This window comes from Bacillus toyonensis BCT-7112 (assembly GCF_000496285.1).
Lineage (GTDB): Bacteria > Bacillota > Bacilli > Bacillales > Bacillaceae_G > Bacillus_A > Bacillus_A toyonensis.
Map to the genome: position 1 here is coordinate 2,003,949 of NC_022781.1, position 18,607 is coordinate 2,022,555.

General features: G+C 33.8%; 18 protein-coding genes. 4 read left to right on the forward strand and 14 right to left on the reverse strand.

Annotated elements, in window-relative coordinates:
* Window positions 1-426: 426 nt before the first annotated feature.
* From BTOYO_RS10375 to BTOYO_RS10410, 8 genes are all read right to left on the reverse strand, one after another.
* The gene (locus BTOYO_RS10375) at window positions 427-2,343 is read right to left on the reverse strand and encodes an ABC transporter permease (protein ID WP_000059453.1); all 1,917 of its coding nucleotides are present in this window, start codon (window positions 2,341-2,343) and stop codon (window positions 427-429) included.
* Window positions 2,330-3,100 carry an ABC transporter ATP-binding protein gene (locus tag BTOYO_RS10380; RefSeq protein ID WP_000855628.1) on the reverse strand — a complete coding sequence of 257 codons (771 nt, stop codon included), beginning with the start codon at window positions 3,098-3,100 and terminating at the stop codon, window positions 2,330-2,332. The genes BTOYO_RS10375 and BTOYO_RS10380 overlap by 14 nt, the downstream gene beginning before the upstream one ends.
* Window positions 3,101-3,254: 154 nt before the next feature.
* Entirely contained in the window at window positions 3,255-3,434 is a 180-nt protein-coding gene (locus tag BTOYO_RS10385) for a hypothetical protein (RefSeq protein WP_000924677.1), read from the reverse strand.
* Window positions 3,435-3,506: 72 nt separating this feature from the next.
* Window positions 3,507-3,854, reverse strand: coding sequence for a YxeA family protein (locus tag BTOYO_RS10390; RefSeq protein ID WP_000819389.1), 348 nt, complete (start codon window positions 3,852-3,854; stop codon window positions 3,507-3,509).
* Window positions 3,855-4,024: 170 nt separating this feature from the next.
* Window positions 4,025-4,624 carry a DedA family protein gene (locus BTOYO_RS10395; RefSeq protein ID WP_000418929.1) on the reverse strand — a complete coding sequence of 200 codons (600 nt, stop codon included), beginning with the start codon at window positions 4,622-4,624 and terminating at the stop codon, window positions 4,025-4,027.
* A complete protein-coding gene (locus BTOYO_RS10400) occupies window positions 4,624-5,202 on the reverse strand; it encodes a class I SAM-dependent methyltransferase (protein WP_001176051.1) in 579 nt (192 codons plus the stop codon). Before BTOYO_RS10400 ends, BTOYO_RS10395 begins: the two co-directional genes overlap by 1 nt.
* A 142-nt stretch (window positions 5,203-5,344) precedes the next feature.
* A complete protein-coding gene (locus BTOYO_RS10405; protein ID WP_000176171.1) occupies window positions 5,345-7,294 on the reverse strand; it encodes an ABC transporter permease in 1,950 nt (649 codons plus the stop codon).
* Entirely contained in the window at window positions 7,281-8,051 is a 771-nt protein-coding gene (locus tag BTOYO_RS10410; RefSeq protein WP_000859652.1) for an ABC transporter ATP-binding protein, read from the reverse strand. The genes BTOYO_RS10405 and BTOYO_RS10410 overlap by 14 nt, the downstream gene beginning before the upstream one ends.
* Window positions 8,052-8,356: 305 nt before the next feature.
* Here BTOYO_RS10410 and BTOYO_RS10415 point away from each other — a divergent pair, with 305 nt between their 5' ends.
* The gene (locus tag BTOYO_RS10415; RefSeq protein WP_000377674.1) at window positions 8,357-9,229 is read left to right on the forward strand and encodes an AraC family transcriptional regulator; all 873 of its coding nucleotides are present in this window, start codon (window positions 8,357-8,359) and stop codon (window positions 9,227-9,229) included.
* Window positions 9,230-9,446: 217 nt separating this feature from the next.
* Here the strand turns inward: BTOYO_RS10415 and BTOYO_RS10420 are convergent, their stop codons facing one another.
* From BTOYO_RS10420 to BTOYO_RS10445, 6 genes are all read right to left on the reverse strand, one after another.
* The gene (locus BTOYO_RS10420; RefSeq protein WP_001095675.1) at window positions 9,447-11,021 is read right to left on the reverse strand and encodes a putative ABC transporter permease subunit; all 1,575 of its coding nucleotides are present in this window, start codon (window positions 11,019-11,021) and stop codon (window positions 9,447-9,449) included.
* The gene (locus BTOYO_RS10425; protein WP_000889768.1) at window positions 11,011-11,727 is read right to left on the reverse strand and encodes an ABC transporter ATP-binding protein; all 717 of its coding nucleotides are present in this window, start codon (window positions 11,725-11,727) and stop codon (window positions 11,011-11,013) included. The genes BTOYO_RS10420 and BTOYO_RS10425 overlap by 11 nt, the downstream gene beginning before the upstream one ends.
* A 145-nt stretch (window positions 11,728-11,872) precedes the next feature.
* The gene (locus tag BTOYO_RS10430; RefSeq protein ID WP_000716344.1) at window positions 11,873-12,508 is read right to left on the reverse strand and encodes an SdpI family protein; all 636 of its coding nucleotides are present in this window, start codon (window positions 12,506-12,508) and stop codon (window positions 11,873-11,875) included.
* Complete coding sequence (locus BTOYO_RS10435; protein ID WP_001070532.1) at window positions 12,505-12,777, reverse strand: autorepressor SdpR family transcription factor; 273 nt, start codon at window positions 12,775-12,777, stop codon at window positions 12,505-12,507. The genes BTOYO_RS10430 and BTOYO_RS10435 overlap by 4 nt, the downstream gene beginning before the upstream one ends.
* A 367-nt stretch (window positions 12,778-13,144) precedes the next feature.
* Window positions 13,145-13,957 (reverse strand): DUF4179 domain-containing protein, encoded by an 813-nt coding sequence (locus BTOYO_RS10440; protein WP_000010522.1) that lies wholly within the window; start codon window positions 13,955-13,957, stop codon window positions 13,145-13,147.
* Complete coding sequence (locus BTOYO_RS10445) at window positions 13,941-14,525, reverse strand: sigma-70 family RNA polymerase sigma factor (protein ID WP_000157855.1); 585 nt, start codon at window positions 14,523-14,525, stop codon at window positions 13,941-13,943. Before BTOYO_RS10445 ends, BTOYO_RS10440 begins: the two co-directional genes overlap by 17 nt.
* Window positions 14,526-14,787: 262 nt before the next feature.
* Between BTOYO_RS10445 and BTOYO_RS10450 the strand changes: the two genes are divergently transcribed.
* From BTOYO_RS10450 to BTOYO_RS10460, 3 genes are all read left to right on the forward strand, one after another.
* On the forward strand, window positions 14,788-15,483 hold the full coding sequence (locus BTOYO_RS10450) for a response regulator transcription factor (protein ID WP_000276732.1): 696 nt from the start codon (window positions 14,788-14,790) through the stop codon (window positions 15,481-15,483).
* 2 nt (window positions 15,484-15,485) lie between these two features.
* Window positions 15,486-16,508 carry a sensor histidine kinase gene (locus BTOYO_RS10455; RefSeq protein ID WP_000765359.1) on the forward strand — a complete coding sequence of 341 codons (1,023 nt, stop codon included), beginning with the start codon at window positions 15,486-15,488 and terminating at the stop codon, window positions 16,506-16,508.
* Between the two features lie 94 nt (window positions 16,509-16,602).
* Window positions 16,603-18,573, forward strand: coding sequence for an FtsX-like permease family protein (locus BTOYO_RS10460; protein WP_000145028.1), 1,971 nt, complete (start codon window positions 16,603-16,605; stop codon window positions 18,571-18,573).
* The last annotated feature ends 34 nt before the right edge of the window (window positions 18,574-18,607 follow it).

The window sequence follows — 18,607 nt, forward strand, 5'->3', positions numbered from 1 at the left end:
AATTAAAATCACTACAATATTTTGAATGATAAAAAAGCATAGCTGAATTACTAAGCACCTTCTACTAATCTTCTTTAAAACCCTTAAGAAATACGTAGTAAGCATTTCTTATATATATTGCTCTATATTAAATCCTAGTTATTTCTATATTGTATTTTATACTACCTATTAATTAGCGCTACTTACTTTCATTAAAAATCTAATGAATTCTAGAAAGAAACTCAACTAAAGAACATAAGGTTTTAAAGAAAAAATATCTATTCCGACTCTTTATCGACACTTTTCGATTTTCTATTTCATAATCACTCAAAATGAATTACAATATATTCATACAAAAAGATATCGTAAACTAAGTGTAATATCTACCTTGTTTATTAGTATTAAATAAACAAAAAATCCCGTGTCCAAACTCAACACGGGATTTTTTCATTTACTAACAATCCGAAAATAAGCACGAACCGTCAACAAATAATAACCAATATAAATAAAGCTATACACGCCAATGCTAATTAACAACGGAACTGCAATTTCATACGGAATAACTGTCGCTAATCCTTTCAGCGCAAATACAGTGTGTAATATACCAAGTACTAAAGGAGTGAAGAAGATAAATCTCATTTGTTTTGCGATTGCCTTTTTCATTTCTTTTTTCGTAACACCGAGTTTTCGAAGAACGATGTACCGTTCACGGTCTGCATGCGCTTCTGTTAATTGTTTGAAGTAAATGATAGACCCTGTTGCAAGTAAAAATACTAGACCTAAGAAAGTTCCACTAAACATCATTAAACCTGACGTTTCAATACCGCTGCGGAATATCGTATAGAAATCGCTGAATTGCTCTCTTCCTTCTGCATCTTCTTCCGGTATTACTTTCTTTAATTTCTCTGTTAACACTTTACTATTTCTTTCATCTTTCACATCAATATTTTTCACAGTATGAGCTCCAATTGTCTTCTTCGCTTGCTCATACACTTCATCCGGAACGACAAATAGAAGTTCATATAAGTTTGTAATGTTTTGTGCTTGGACATCTTTCACTTGTACCGGTGCTGCTTCTCCAATTGGGAATATAGCTTTTCTCCCTTTATATACACCACTATCTCTATTTCCTTCACTATACATAGCATCAAATGCATACGCTTCGGTCTTCTTTAAAGACACAGTTTCTTCATTCAAATATTTTGCTATTCTATTAAATGCTGACTGTGCGATTATTTCAGTTGTTCTTGCATGTAAACTATCTTTATTTGAAATATCATCACCGTATTCACCTATCACTTTTACTGTCTCTAACTCATATTGATGAATGACTTCATTCTTTTCTTCTTTTAAAATCTCATTCACTTTACGATCCACATGATTATCTTTCATTTCATATGAATAACTAACTGGCTTATATTTTTTCGCCTGCATATATGTGTTGTAATACATTGTTACAGAAGTTCCAACCGCCGTTAAAGTTACTGCACTTAATACTGCAATCGTCGCTAACGATTTCGCATTTCCTTTAATGCGGTATAGTAACTGCGATGTCGTCACAATTTGCATTCCGTTATAGAATGAAGATTTTTTGTTTCGCACTCTTTTTAATACAAAAATAGTAAAGAACATAAATAATAAATACGTTCCAAGTACTGTTGCTAATAAAATGTAAAGAGCAAGTGGCATAAAGTTATCACTGTTTGCATTTTTAATAGCCGTTACTGATAAGAAATACCCTGATCCAATTAATAATATAGAAATGATAGCCATTATTTTAGAACCTTTTGGCATGACTTCGCCTTCGTTATCTGCACGGAATAGCTCAATTAACTTAAATTGATAAATAACGCGGTACCCTTTAAACGATGTGTATAAAATAATGAAACAAAAAATAACTGCTGTATCTATAACCGCTCCAATCGGTACTTCAAAGTGAACTTTTACACCTAACTCCATCATATTTACAAGTAAATTCAGGAACCCTTTTGAAAGTAAACTACCTATTATAATTCCGATTACTAACGATAATAACCCCATTAACATGTTTTCATAAAAAAGCATTTTACCTATTTCTTTCTTTCGAATACCAAGTAAAGAATAAAGACCTATTTCTTTCTTACGTTTTCGTGTAAAGAAACCATTCGAATATATAATAAATATCGTAACAAAAATAATGAGCATTACACTCGCAAGCTGGAATCCTCGTCCGATGTTATCTCCAGCTTCACTTATTTGTGAATTGTATTGCAGCGCCTTAAATGTAAAATAAATGACGATGCTAAAAATCATAGACGCAAAGTATATAAAATAATCTTTAAAATTTCGTTTTATATTACGAAGCGCAATGCTAGATAAGCTCATTTATAGCACCTCCAGAAATTGAAGACATCACATCAATAATTTGTTGGAGGAATTGTTTGCGTGTCATATCCCCGCGGTGTAATTCTTTGTATAACTTGCCATCTTTAATAAATACAACACGTTTACAATAACTTGCCGCAAATGCATCATGCGTTACCATTAAAATTGTTACACGATCTTTTTCGTTTAATGTTTTCATGCTTTCTAATAAATCTGTCGCTGACTTTGAATCAAGTGCACCCGTTGGCTCATCCCCAAAAATCATACTTGGATTTGTTACAATCGCTCTTGATGCTGCACAGCGCTGTTTTTGTCCACCTGATGCTTCATACGGATATTGATTTAAAATATGATCTATTCCAAACTTCTTCGCAATCGTCTCGACTCGTAATTCTACTTCTTTCGCCTTCACTTTTGATAAAGCGAGTGGCAGTGCAATATTTTCTCGTACTGTTAACGTATCTAACAAGTTATAATCTTGAAAAATGAATCCTAAATGATTACGACGAAATAGCGCCAATTCATCATCATTCATCTTCACAATATCTTTTCCATCAATTAAAATCTCACCTTTTGAAGCTGTATCAATGGTAGAAAGGACATTTAAAAGTGTCGTCTTACCAGAACCAGACGGTCCCATAATACCGACAAACTCTCCTTCTTTTACCTGTAAATGAATATCTTTCAACGCTTCAAACGTATTCCCGCCTGTATCATATATTTTCGAAATCCCTTTCGCCTCTAACATTGTTTTCATCTATCTGTACCTCCTGTTATGATTCTTGATGTCCTCTTTAAGCAACAGAATTCAGTATAGATATATTTTCTTAACAAATAGTGCTATGGTTTCTTAAGGTTTTCTTAAAAAGAAAAATCCAAAGCCGTAACAACCAACTTTGGATTTACTATTATTAAAATATCAAATTACACTTCGAACAAAAAGGAGCAGAATTCCCTTTTCTAATTTTCGCATTACATTTTGGACAATATACATATTGCTCTTCTATCTTTTGCCGCTCTAGCATATTTAAGGATACTATTCTCATACTACACATAATCCCAATTAATATAAGGCTAACAATGAGTAGCATATCTCTCACTCCCCTCTATATTTTACCATAAAATAACAAACCCGATTCTCTCATCTAGAATCGGGTTTATACTTACAGTCCTAACTCTGCCTTCGCACCATCAGGAATTTTATCTACATCTATTTGCACTTTATCGTGTAAAAACTTCCCTCTTGTAATTACATGCCAATACGATCCTATCGGTAATTCATCTACCCCATTAATCGTAACTTCTTTTACCTCTCCTTTTTCATCATAAGCTTTTACTGTATACTCACGACCTTTATTTCCATCTAACTCTTTTCCATCATTATCGATCACTGCATAACGATATTCTAAATCAAGAAATGGGTTCATTCGATCAATTGTAGCACTCCCATTTAATAAATATGCCGCCCCTGCTACAATCACAAGTAATGATCCTAAAATAAATCTTTTCATCTATATTCCGCCTTTCATTATGTTTTTCAATAAGACCTTTCTAAGTATAGAGAACCTTTCTTAATAAAAACTCGTACAGTTTCTTAACTTTTTCTTAATGTAACAGGGCTGTGCATCAGCACTTCGATAAATAAAGCCATATTCATAATAAAAGGAGGCTGCCGCCTCCTTTATTTACTCATCACTGTATTCCTTTTTTGTCTGTATAAATAAAACACACTCACAATCACTGCGATGATTCCTCCAAAATACACTCCATACTCTATCGCAATCGCCACAATACTTTCAATATGTTGTCCAAATATAGAACCAAGCACAAAGTAAACGAGCGTCCAAACAAAGCCTGTCGTATAGGAATATAAAACATACGTCTTAAATGACATGTTATTCATTCCAACTAAATACGGCACGATATGTCTTACAACCGGTATGAAATAACTCGTAATTAGTGCGTAATGTCCGTATGCCTCGACCATTTCTTGTGATTTTATAAAATACTTCGCCTTCTTCTTTTTCATTAATTTATGGAGTACTTTTGTCCCAAATATTTTCCCTAATATATATCCTAAAGAAAGCCCGGACACAACGCCTAAATATGTTAATAAAAACGCAGGAATAACACTTAATATACCTAATGAAGATACAAATCCTCCGCTCATCACAATCATTTCATCTGGAATTGGCATACCGATAATTCCTAACCATAAACAGAAAAATAATGCCCAATACCCGTACTGTTCAATGTATGATAATAATTCATGTAATTCCATTATGCATACGCTCTCCTTAGCTCTTTTTTACAGCTAAAGACGTAAGCTGGCGGGAAATTGAGCCACACCTTTTCTAATGTAATTTCAGGGAAGAAATGCTGTATAAAGCCTTTTTTCACAAGTGAATATTGAAATGTTATGAATTCCCCATTCTCATGTATCGCTTCCATTGCATTGTTTAAAATACGTTTTGAAACTTCTTCTGGTAAAGAAGTAAAAGGCAATCCTGATAAGACGTAATCAATGCATTCTATATTGAACTCTTCCATATACTTCTTTATATTTTCAGCTGAACCATGTACAACAATGACGTTCTTTTCATCTTTAAATTTTCTCTTTAGCTCTTTGCAAAACACTTCATTAATTTCAATAAGAAGAAATATTGTTTCCTTCTTCTTTCTCTTCATAATTTCTTTCGTAAAGACTCCTGTACCAGGACCTAACTCTACAATGCATTTCGCTTTATTAAAATCAATTACATCTACCATTTTCTTTGCTAATATTTTTGAACTTGGTGCAATTGCACCAGTATGTTTCGGATGTTTAATAAATTCATGTAAGAATGTTATGAGTTGCATGTAAACCTCTCCCCATTCGATCAATAGTTTTTAACTTGTGTCTAAGTATAACTAGCGTTTCTTAATAAAAATTGAGGAGATTTCTTAAGATTTTATGAAGAATAAAAAACAGCCACCGCCTATAGCGATAGCTGTCCCCTTATTACTTCGCACTCACAATCTTATAATAAGAGCGAACTGTTAAGAAATAATATCCGATATAAATAACGCTGTATACTCCGATACTAATTAGAAGCGGAATCATAATTTCAAATGGTAGTATGTTCCCTAAACCTTTTAATGCAAACAAACTGTGTAGAATTCCGATTACTAACGGAATTGCAAAGATAAAGCTCACTTGTTTTGCAATAGCTTTTTTCATTTCTTGTTTCGTTACACCGATTTTATGAAGGACAACGTAACGCTCACGATCTGCACTTGCTTCTGTTAGCTGCTTGAAGTAAATAATAGAACCTGTTGCTAGTAAGAATACAAGTCCCAAGAACATTCCGATGAACATCATTAGTCCAGTTGCTTCAAGTCCCATATGGAAACCAGTATAGAAGTCTCTAAATGGTGGTGCCATTTCTGATTCACCAGCTGGCATCACTTTTTTTAATTTTTCTGTTAATAATTTACTGTTTCTTTCATCTTTTACATCAATATTTTTCACAACACGTGTTCCAAATGCTTGCTTCGCTTGTTCATACATTTCATCTGGAACGACAACAACTAATTCACCTAAATTCGTAATTGCATTATTATTTGCACCTTGGATCTTCAATGTCTTCGTTTCATTTCCAATTTGGAATACCGCTTTATTTCCTTTATATTCAGGGCTAAACTCATACCCTTCAATATAAGAACTATCATATATAAAGGCTTCACCAGCAGCTACATTCACTGTTTCCGCATCGATTTTTTGCGCAAGTTTGTTGAATTCAGATTGAGATATAAATTGATATTTCTCTGAGATACTGTAGTTCATATTAAAGATAAAATCGACTTTAGCTCCTTCAAACTTTCCTTTTACAGGAACCATCTCAACTTCAAATTGATTTTTTACAGGATGATTTTCTTTCTCTTCAGCAAAAATCGCATTTACTTTCTTATCTAGTTCTGCATCTTTCTTCTCATAAGAGTAGCTGTATGGTGCAACTGCTTTTGATTGTGTAAATGTGTTGTAATACATCGTAACTGACGTACCAACTGCTGTTAATGTTACCGCACTTAAAATAGAAATTGTCGCAAGTGACTTTGCATTCCCTTTAATACGATATAGTAGCTGTGACGTCGTTACCATATTCATACCGTTATAAAACGATGATTTATTATTTCTTGCACGTTTCAATACGAATACAGTAAAGAACATAAATAGTAAGTACGTACCTAATACTGTCGCAAGTAAAATATAAAGTGCAATTGCCATAAAGTCTGCATACTTAACTGCCTTCATGAACATTAATGCTAAGAAATAACCTGAACCGATTAAGAAAACTGAAATTAATGCCATAATGACTGATCCTTTTGGCATTGCTTCTCCTTCACGTTCCGCACGGAAAAGTTCAATTAATTTAAAGCGATAAATTAAACGATATCCTTGGAGCGATGTATATAAAATAATCACAAGGAAAATAATTGCTGTATCAATAATGGCCGCCATCGGTACTTCAAAATGAACGTTTAAGTTTAATCCCATCATACTTACTAATAACTCAAGGAATAATTTTGAAAGGACACTACCAATCGCAATCCCAATTACTAATGACATTAATCCCATTAACATATTTTCATAAAAGAGCATTTTACCAATTTGTCTTTTACGAATACCTAATAACGAATATAAGCCAACTTCTTTTTTACGTTTACGTGTAAAGAATCCGTTCGAATATATAATGAACACTGCTACGAAAATGATAAGCATCACACTTGAAACTTGAAACGCACCGCTAATTTTTTTAGAGGCTTCCGCTGCTTTTTCCATTTGTGAATTATATTGCAGTGCTTTAAATGTAAAGTAAATGACGATACTAAAAATCATAGATGCAAAATATACAAAGTAGTCTTTAAAGTTCCGCTGTATGTTGCGGAGGGCAATGCTAGATAAGGTCATCAGCCATACCTCCAGAAATAGAAGACATTACGTCAACGATTTTTTGGAAGAACTGTTTACGCGTCGATTCACCGCGATGCAATTCTTTATATAGTTCACCATCTTTAATGAAAATAACTCGTTTACAATAACTCGCTGCAAATGCATCATGCGTTACCATTAAAATGGTAGAGTTATCATATTCATTTAACGACTTCATACTTTCAAGTAAATCTGTCGCTGATTTAGAATCAAGCGCTCCAGTTGGCTCGTCTCCGAAAATCATACTTGGATTCGTAACGATTGCACGCGATGCGGCGCAGCGCTGCTTTTGTCCACCAGATACTTGATATGGAAACTGACTTAAAATATGATCGATACCGAACTTTTTCGCAATTTCAAGAACACGTCGATCAATTTCATTTGCCTTTACTTTCGATAAAGCAAGAGGTAACGCAATATTCTCTTTCACTGTTAACGTATCTAATAAGTTATAATCTTGGAAAATGAAACCTAAATGATCGCGGCGGAATAACGCTAGCTTATCATCATTCATCTTCACAATATCTTTTCCATCAATTAAAATTTCACCGTTCGTCGCATTATCAATTGTAGAAAGAACATTTAGTAAAGTCGTCTTACCAGAACCAGAAGGTCCCATAATTCCAACGAACTCACCTTCTTTTACTTGTAAGTTAATACCTTTTAACGCTGCAAATTTATTACCACCCGTGTCGTACACTTTTTCAATATTTTTTGCTTCTAACACTGTTTTCATCTCGACATCCCTCATTTCTTCTATTCTCTATTTTCAACTATATACACTCTCTACTCTTGCCACTATCGATGTTTCTTACACAAACATGACAGTTATGTAAGACGCATAAGTAAAGATATAAAAATTTAACCTACTGAACAAAAGTACTTTGTTACTATAACATTGGGATATCATACCATCCATTCATTCTCCTTACAGGAACATTACAATTTTGTAAGGTAAAAAATGCACCTACAAAGTTGTGCACGAAATGTCGGATGGGGTTATTTCGTTCCTGCTATTCTATGTACAGAGGAGGTCATAGTATGGATTCACTTAAAAATATGAATGCAGCAATGCACTATATTGAAGATAACCTTACGAATGAAATTGATTTTAAAGAAGTTGCGAGGCTAGCTCTCTGTTCTGAGTATCACTTTAAAAGAATGTTTTCGTTTTTAGCAGGTATATCACTATCTGATTATATTCGCTGTAGACGTCTTACTCTTGCTGCTTTTGAACTAAAAGATAGCAATGCAAAAGTCATTGATGTCGCTATAAAGTATGGGTACAACTCACCGGATTCTTTTGCACGTGCCTTTCAAAACTTGCACGGCATAACACCTTCAGAGGCCCGAAATAGTAGCCATTCTTTGAAAGCTTATTCACCAATGACCTTCCAGTTATCGATCCGAGGAGGAAATGAAATGAACTATCGAATTGAAGAAAAAGAACCATTTCAAATCATTGGTATTACAAAACGAGTACCGATTGTGTTTAACGGTGTAAATGCAGAAATCGCTTCTATGTGGAAAAGTTTAAATCCAGAGTCTATTCAAACATTAAAGTCCCTTTCAAATGTGGAACCAAATGGAATCATTAGTGCTTCTACAAATTTTTCTGAAGGAAGAATGGAGGAAAAAGGCGAACTCGATCATTATATTGGGGTAGCCACAACGAAAGATTGTCCAGAGCAATTCGCGCAACTTGAAGTCGCAACTTCAACATGGGCTATATTTGAAGCTGTCGGTCCATTTCCTGATGCATTACAAAATGTGTGGGGACGTATTTATTCTGAATGGTTCCCTTCTTCAAACTATGAACTAGCAGGAGGTCCGGAAATATTGTGGAATGAAAGTAAAGAGATATCCTCGCCGAATTTCAGAAGCGAGATATGGATACCTGTTTTAAAAAAGTAATATAAGAGTCTAAACCTTTTCAAAATAAAAAAGCTGCTCTTCCTTTTTAAAGGAAAAGCAGCTTCTTTATTTTATCCCGCTATTTGCGGGCAGTAAAACTCCCACCTCAAAATTCAGGTGAAGCAAAGAAGTTAGGTGGGAGATAAACTGCCCGTAAACGCCCAATTGGTGAGGGCTAATAATCAGTGGGGATGAACACCCCCCACTGATTAAAGTTTCACTTTATACTTCTTCTCGACTCGTTCTTATACAAGAAAATAGTAATAATCGTAAGTACTATAACAACTACAAAAGTAAATACTCTGTCGTTCAAGATAGTACCGGTACCGATTAACATGGCAGGTATAACTGCCATAATTAAGCCACCAAACATACCGATAAACGATCCTATACTTTGTTTTATTACTTGAGTTTCTGATACCCAATCATAATAACCAAATCGATTATTAATAAAAATTCCCCATACTGCCGAAAAGAGTGAGTATGTTATCGGTGTTATTACGATGAAAAGAGAACTCCAAACATCGAGTTTTAACCCGATTATTAGCAATACGGCACTAATAAGTGATGCAGGTATACTCAATGAAAGATTCATAAGAATTTTACTGTCATAAACCATCTTTGGCGCTATAGGCAATGACTTAATAATCCATACATTTTTTCCTTCTAAAGACAATGACACACATGTTGTACACGTCATTGAAATCGCTGCTGCAATAGCAAATGGAGCAATCTTTTGCAACAAGGGCTCAATTCCAGGGTACGCTATTAATTGACTTGGCCCTACTACAACTACAGCTAACGAGAAAGCTATCGCCATCACGACTCCCATTCCACTATTTATGACATACACTGTAGAAGAGAAGAAACGTTTCAGCTCTTTTTTATACAATGCGACCAATACACTTTCTTTTCTTATACTATTAATCTCATAATTTGAAAGCATATGATAAGTGGAAATCCCTGTGTTTATTTGCTTATATTTTAACGAAAGTATTTTTACAAAAAGATAATACCAACTAACTGATATCCCGACGAATAAGATGAAAGCTATAATATCAGCATGAACAATTGCTTTTTGAAACATGTTAGCTAGTGGATACACTTTAGTTAATTGCTCCGAAACAATTGCACCAATTCCGTTCATATCATTAAGGCTATATTGAGCATTTCCGTTTTTTAGCATAAAGAAACCGAATGTAATAATTACTATAAAACTTAAAATCGTAGTTATTTTATTCGCATTTTTAAATTTAGAAGCGATTGCCGTAATCGCAGCTCCAAAGATTGCTGCAATTGTTGTTGGAATTAAAGATGCTATAAACATACTGATGAACCACATAAAGTAAAAAGAAACTGATTGATTTTCATGTATGCCATAAACAACTCCCATCGGTAGCATGATTATGATTGAAAAGATTGTATTCAGCAAGTATAAATACAAAAATCTACTTGCAATAACAGTATTTACACGAATCGGCAATGACATTAAAAAGTCGTAATCCTTAAAAGCAAAAATTTCTCCATTTGCCTTAAATATAGTGAAAAACAACGTTAATACACTGCTAATAACTAGTGCATAAACGGGAATAATTTCACTCATTCCTAGTTTCACCAATCCATATGCCGAGGCTCCGCAATATAACATTAGCATGACACCAACTAGAGCAATAGATGCTGTCAGCAAAATCTTATTCTGCTTCTTTTTCTTATCTTTTTCATATTTAAAAGTGTTTAGACCGAGCTGCGTTATTAACCGGATTTTTAAAAGTCCTAAACTATTAGTATTCATTAGCAAGCTCCTTCATAAAGAGTTCTTCCAATGAACTTTCCTTTATTAAAGAATGCACTTCCCCTGAAAGTGCTAATTTCCCTCTATTTATCATCGCTATTTTATTACATAACTTCTCCGCTACATCTAAAACGTGCGTAGAAAAGAAAATCGCACTTCCTTTTTCACAAAGCTCTTTCATAATACCTTTCAAAACTACGGCTGCTTTTGGATCAAGACCAACGAAAGGTTCATCTAAAACTAGTAATTTCGGTTTATGTAAAACCGCCGATATAATCGCTACTTTTTGTTTCATGCCATGCGAATAAGAAGATATTAAGTCTCCCAAGTAAGGTGTAATCTCAAAGGCATCCCCATACTTCTGGATCTGTTCTTCCCGATCCTTCGCCGGCACTTTATATACATCCGCAACAAAGTTCAAATATTGAATTCCTGTTAATTGCTCATATAAATCTGGATTATCAGGAATATACGCCATTACTCTCTTACATGCAATCGGATCCTTTTTTACTGAATGTCCATCAATAAAAATTTCGCCCTCTTCAAAATCTATAACTCCTACTAACGACTTAATTGTTGTACTTTTCCCCGCACCGTTATGTCCAATAAATCCAAAGATATCTCCTGCTTTAACAGTAATATTTAAATGATTTACCGCTTTCTTTCCACCTTTGTATGTCTTACTAAAATTTATAATTTCTAACATGTAAAATCCCCCCAAGCCATCTATTTAACTGAATTTTCAGACCTCAAAACAGAAAATTTACTCAGTGAGCTTTTCATTATCCCCACTGAGTATTAAAATCTCTTAACACATAGAAACTATAACTATAAAATTTGATTAATATAGCTCACAATTGTATTTCTTTTTTATATAAAACGTAAGAATATAAATTCGTTATAATAACAGCAACTACTATAATCCCCAGCATCATATAAGATCTCCAATCAGCCGGAGCGAAAACACTTATAATCATAATAATTCCTAAAGCCACAAATACTTTTCCACTAAATCGATGTGTTTTCCGCCACACTTCTTCATTACTTAACGTCCATGGATTACGCATCCCGACAAAAAAGTTTGGCTTACACCGTGGTAAATAATTACCCATTACTAAAAATAAAACACCCACTAATAATTCTGGAACCCGATTAATAAATAAGTTATATCCTAATCCACTTGTAATAATATCTATATTCCCTACAAATAGTAGCAGGAGTACCCCATTATTCATCATCATAAAAGCTTTAGAAAATTTCTCATAATTTGCTTTTCTTGGATCAATCTTAGGTATCACATTTAGAAATATATATAATGCAATCATAATTCCGACCATAGAAATCATTCCGTAAAATTTAGACGAATAGCCATCTACCTTACCGCCGCTCCAATGTGTCGCAATTGTATCCGGCAAATGTGGCCAAGCAAACGCCCAAGCTAAACAAGTTGTAACAATTAATATAATTGCGAAAAGATGTTTTTTCATTTCCCCTCTTCCCCCTTATTTGTAAACGTAAACACCCAAGTCAACAAATCTTGAAAGACAGTTGTGTTTAAAGAGTACACAACGAATTGCCCTCTTTTTTCATCTTGAATAAGTTCAGCATTTTTAAGTGCACTTAAGTGGTGTGAAATACTTGGTTTCGTCATATTGAAATGTTCGGCAATTTCACCAGCGGTTAGATCACCTTCTTTTAATAAGTCTAAAATTTTTCGCCTTGTTGGATCTGCTAATGCTTTGAATGCTTGATTCAATGTCTTTCTTCCTTTCGATAATTAGACATTTAGATATTTATCTAAATGTTAAAATGATTTCAGTTAATTGTCAATAATATGTAAGGCCCTTTTTACTTTTTCCACTTTTAACCTACATTAATTACTTTATAGAGTAAAACTGTAAAGATGGAAGAAATACGAGGGATACAAAATAAAAGAAGCTCTTCTAACTAAAGGAAGAGCTTCTTTTATTTAAATTTTATCATTTTATTAACAAACGAAGAAATCCAAAAGATTATCAAACTTATAATAAAGGACATACCTACTATCGTTCCGAATTCATTTAACCAATAACTAATCATGCTTTCACACACCTAGTTTGGATTCTATTAACTATAATAAGAATTCATCCATTCTTTGTAGAGTCCTTTTGGACAGTTTTATGCGCCATGTCCACTGGAATTTTCGTTTTCCAAGTTCCTTCCGTTCCTCCAATTCTGTTAATATTAATATGGACAGATAAGAAGTCTGGGAATTTTTCACCTTCTAACGTTTCAAAAATCGCTACTCCCTCTGGTTTGTCGTGATTAGCGTATGCCGTTTCAAAGCTCTTTCCTGCTTCATCACTTAAGTAAAAAGTACTTGCCTCTGGTGCATCAGGATTACCAATACGATCTTTTTGATAATTATCGATATGAGTGTTACTAAGAAAATGCAAATATTGCACAGCATTAAATTTCTTATTTTCATAATGTGGACTCTCTACTTGTTTCCCGTCTTCTTTACCATCAGATTTAATATCAAGCCCAGTTGTATTAAATTCATATGGAACGAGCGAACCATCTTGTTGTTCAAAACGATAATAAACAAGTATTTTGGCATCTTGAATTAATATTTCTTTTATATGAAGAGTAATACCATTATCGACTATTTTTTCATTTAGCTGTATAGACTTTCCATCCGCAGCATCCTTTTTAACTTGATCATTAATCATGTCATTTAATTTTACTTCCGACTTTACAAAATAAGAATTGTTTAACGCCATTGTACTCGTCGGTATAACGATAGCCGCTATTAAACCCGCTATTAATAATTTCTTTTTCGTTTTCTTTTTGCTATCTTTTTTATACATTTGACTAAAGGATTGATAAGCATGCTCTTTAACTTCTTTAGGGACCTCTTGTTTCATTGCTTTTTTAAATTCATTTGAAAACGACATTTGAATTAGATTCCTCCTCATCTATTTCTATACTAGACTGATTCCGAATTTTTTCTAACGCTCTGTGAATTCTAGACCTCACTGTACCTATAGGGATTTGTAATAGTTCTGCAATTTCTTCATACGTATAATCGTGGTAAAAGCGATACACGATTACTATTCTAAATTTAAATGGAAGTTCTTGTATCACCGTTAATAACTGCTCTTCTGTTTCTTTTCTTAATAATACTTTTTCGGGAACGTCTACAACTGGATCATCACGTAATTGTTGTTTTTCAAATAAGCGCATCCTCTTCCATATATTTTTTCTCCACTGACTAATCTGTTTGTAAACAATTCCATTCAACCAAAATAGAAACGGTCTAGATTGATCATATGTTGAAATAGATTTCCAAAGTTGAAAGTAAACTTCATTTACGATTTCATTTGTATCATGCCGATTTTTAACTATAGCGAAGACAGTTTCATATATTCTCTGACTCGTTAAATCAAATATAAATTCAAAAGCCTCCTCATCGCCTTTTAATAAACGTTCTATCCAGATATGTATATCTTCATTACTTGCCAAGTAGTGCCCCCTCCTTAACGATGTTCTCACTATATATTGGACAGTAAGCAAAATAAAGTTCCAAATTTCATAAAAAATATATTATTTTTTATGAAATTTCATCTATTTAAAAGGACAATACATTCAGTTATCCCTATAATACTTTTTACTTTTCTCACTTTTAACCTATACTGTTAACTAGCTTATATTTCAACATAATGAAAAGACGTGAAACACATGGTACACTATAGCTACAATTGTTTTTTTGAGGAGGAATATACATATGTATAAAATTTTAATCGTTGAAGACGATCCAAATATTTCATCATTACTGCAATCTCACATTCAAAAATACGGGTACGACGCTGTTGTTACTGAAAATTTTGATGATATTATGGAATCGTTTAACGCCGTGAAACCACACCTTGTTTTACTTGATGTGAACTTACCGAAATTCGATGGATTCTACTGGTGCCGTCAAATTCGTCATGAATCTACTTGTCCAATTATTTTCATTTCAGCGCGTGCTGGTGAGATGGAACAAATTATGGCGATTGAAAGCGGTGCGGATGATTATATTACGAAACCGTTCCACTACGACGTTGTAATGGCAAAAATTAAAGGTCAATTGCGCCGTATTTACGGTGACTATGCACCAAATATTTCTGAGCGTATCGTTGAAGTAGAAGGTTTAAAACTATTCCCTGAACGTCCAGAAATTCACTTCGGATCTGAACAAGTTCTTTTAACGAAGAAAGAAGCAATTTTAGCCGAAATGTTATTATCTAAATTCCCTCGTACAGCGAGCCGTGAAGATTTATTAGCTGCTCTTTGGGATGATGAGAGCTTCGTTGAGGAAAATACATTAAACGTAAACATCACGCGTCTTCGTAAAAAGTTCAATGAGCTTGGTATTGAAAATGCTATTGAAACAGTACGTGGACTTGGGTATCGTTTTAACGCAACTTGGAGTGAATAAGCATGAAGCTATTTTTACGTGATCATTTTACATTTTTTCTACTGTACGTATTAAACTTCGGTATCATTTTCGTTCTCTATGATGCAGTAGATGGATTTCAAAATAATAAGTTTTACTTCATCGTTTTAAGCTTATACTTATTTATTTGTTTCCTTGCTTATCGTTACGTTCGTAACCGTAGAATGTATCATAGATTAAGTGAGCAGCCAGAAAAAATGGAAGATGCGTTTATTGAAAGAGCAACCGCTCCGATGCCTCACGGTGTAAATGAACTCGTGCGTACGCAATACCGTCTCTTCCAAAAAGAACTACAATCGTATGAAGTAAAACAACAGGAACATCAATTGTTCATTAACCATTGGGTACACCAAATGAAGACACCTGTTTCTGTTATGCAGCTTATGGTACTGGAAATGGAAGACGAACATTTAATTCCGAAATTCAAAAAAGAGTTAGAGCGTCTAAACCAAGGACTTGATATGGCTTTATACATGGCTAGGTTAAATAACTTCCATGAAGATTTCCATGTTGAGACGATTTCATTAAAAGATACGGTAACAAAAAATATTAATGGATTAAAAGAACTATTTATTCGTAATGGCGTCTTCCCTGTTTTAGAAGTACATTCTGATCTAAAAGTTGCTTCTGATGCGAAATGGCTAAAATTTATTATCTATCAGTTAATGACAAATGCAGTCCGTTACTCTGGTGAGCGTGGAAAGAAAGTGTTCTTATCCGCTTATCGAAATGGAAAAGACATTATTCTAGAAGTTCGCGATGAAGGCGTTGGTATTCCGCAAGAAGATATTCGAAGAGTATTTGAACCATTCTACACTGGGAAAAACGGTCGTACATTCGGAGAATCTACCGGTATGGGGCTTTATATTGTAAGTAAAATTTGTGATTATTTAGGTCACTCCGTCAAACTAGATTCTGAAGTTGGTAAAGGAACGACGATTAAAATCATCTTCCACAATGCTGCGAATAATCAAGCAGAGAATGTAGAGAAGGTGACTGAATCATGATCAGAACATATGCTAGCAAAATGTATGAGAACTCACTCTCATACATTTTTTGCAATAAAACTACATATTTCCCTGCTAACGGGAGGCACGTATTATGACATTTTGGCAATTTGCATTTAAAAATGTAACGCGCAACTCAAGAGCTTATTTTGCTTACTTTATAAGCAGTGCCTTTTCCATTGCTGTTTTCTTTTCGTTCGCTGTTTATTTGTTTCATCCGAAATTACAAAATCCCACTATGATCTCTGAAATTTCAGGATTAATGATTTTTTCAGAAGTTGTGATTGTTTTGTTCTCGTTCTTTTTTCTACTCTATTCAATCGGATCGTTTTTAAAAGTTCGTAAAAAGCAATTTGGTATTTTAACTATTTTAGGTATATCAAAAAAACAATTACATCGACTCGTTTTCACTGAAAATATGTTAATTGGTATTTTATCTATCTTTTTCGGTATGCAGTTTGGACTTGTCTTTTCGCAGTTTTTCTTATTAGTAACGGCGAAAGTTACACATCTACCGGGGATATATTTATATCCCCCTACGAATGCTTTCATTTTAACAACGATTGTGTTTCTTGGTCTCTTTATCGCTGTATCTTCATTTACACCCATGCTAATTCGTACGAAAAAGACGGTAAACCTATTAAAAACGAATGGTAGGAAGCAAAAGGAAAGAAAACCATCCATATTTATCTCTCTATTTGGTGCTATCTGTTTATTAGGTGGTTATATTTTAGCTGCAAACCCTAAATATTTCTTCTCAATAAACACGCAAGTAGGCGTTATCTATATGGTTTCAAGTGTTTTTGTGATTCCAGCGCTTGTTACAATTGGGACATATTTTTTCTTTTCTCAAATTAGTTTCTTACTTATTTATATTTTAAAGAAAAGAAGAAAGTTTTATATGAAACGAATTAATATGCTTTGGATTTCGGATTTAGCAAGTCGTATTCGAACAAATATCAATATGCTTTTTATTGTAGCCATGCTTTCTACAATTGCTTTCACAATGATTACGTTCCTATATGGATTCGGAAAGTTTACAAAGCTAGATGTTGCGAGAACTTCACCTTTTCCATTTTCTTATTTTTCATATGACGCAAATCCTTTTGTTAACAAGCATTTAACTTGGCTTGAACAGCAGTTACAAAAAGAAAATTTCTCTTATAAAAAGATCAAAACTGATTTATATGAAACACCATTGAAAGAAGATGAAGGTATAACGACTTACAATGACATTTATGCAATGAAACAAAGTGACTATAATAAACTTGCAGCTTCCCTGCGAATGAAAGAACTATTCATGAGTGATAACGAAGCATATATCTTAAGCGGCGATGCTTATTTCACCTTATTCAGCCAATTTGAGCCAAGCTTCAATAGAAAATCCATTACACTTTCTAGCACAAATACGATATTACAAGTAAAGGGCTATGAACAAGCAGGGGCCATTCCCTCTGACTTTTCATATCAAACTTTAATTTTACCTGACGCTGTTGTAAACAACTTACCAAGTACAACAAAGCATGTAGCAGCGTACAATTATAACGTACAAAACTGGGAAAAGACGTATGAAATTGCTGATGATTTTATGAAAAGGATACAAAGAGATCGACAAGAATTCCAATACGAAGGACCCCTTGTACGCTCCTATGAATCAGCAGGCTCATTATATAGAATCACATCAGGAAGTGCCGCATACTTCCTAATCGGGACATTCTTAGGTGTCATTTTCTTTATTGGAGCTGGTAGCGTTCTTTACTTCAGAATGTATACAGATTTAACGAACGAACAAGAAAAATATGTAGCAATTTCAAAAATTGGTGTAACAGATGCAGAGATGAAAAGATCTGCAACCATTCAACTTAGCATTTTATTTTTTGTTCCGTACGTTATGGCGTCCATTCATACAATGTTCGCGACAAAAATGCTTCAAGACGTAATTGCTTTATCACTATTCAAAGAAATTTCAGCAGTTCTTATTATTTTTGGAGTAGTTGAATTCATCTTTTTCTTATTTATTCGTTCCTTTTACATGCAAAAGTTATCAGAGTATACGAATGGTTAAGTTTTATAAATATATTAGTACAGGAAAAGGATAC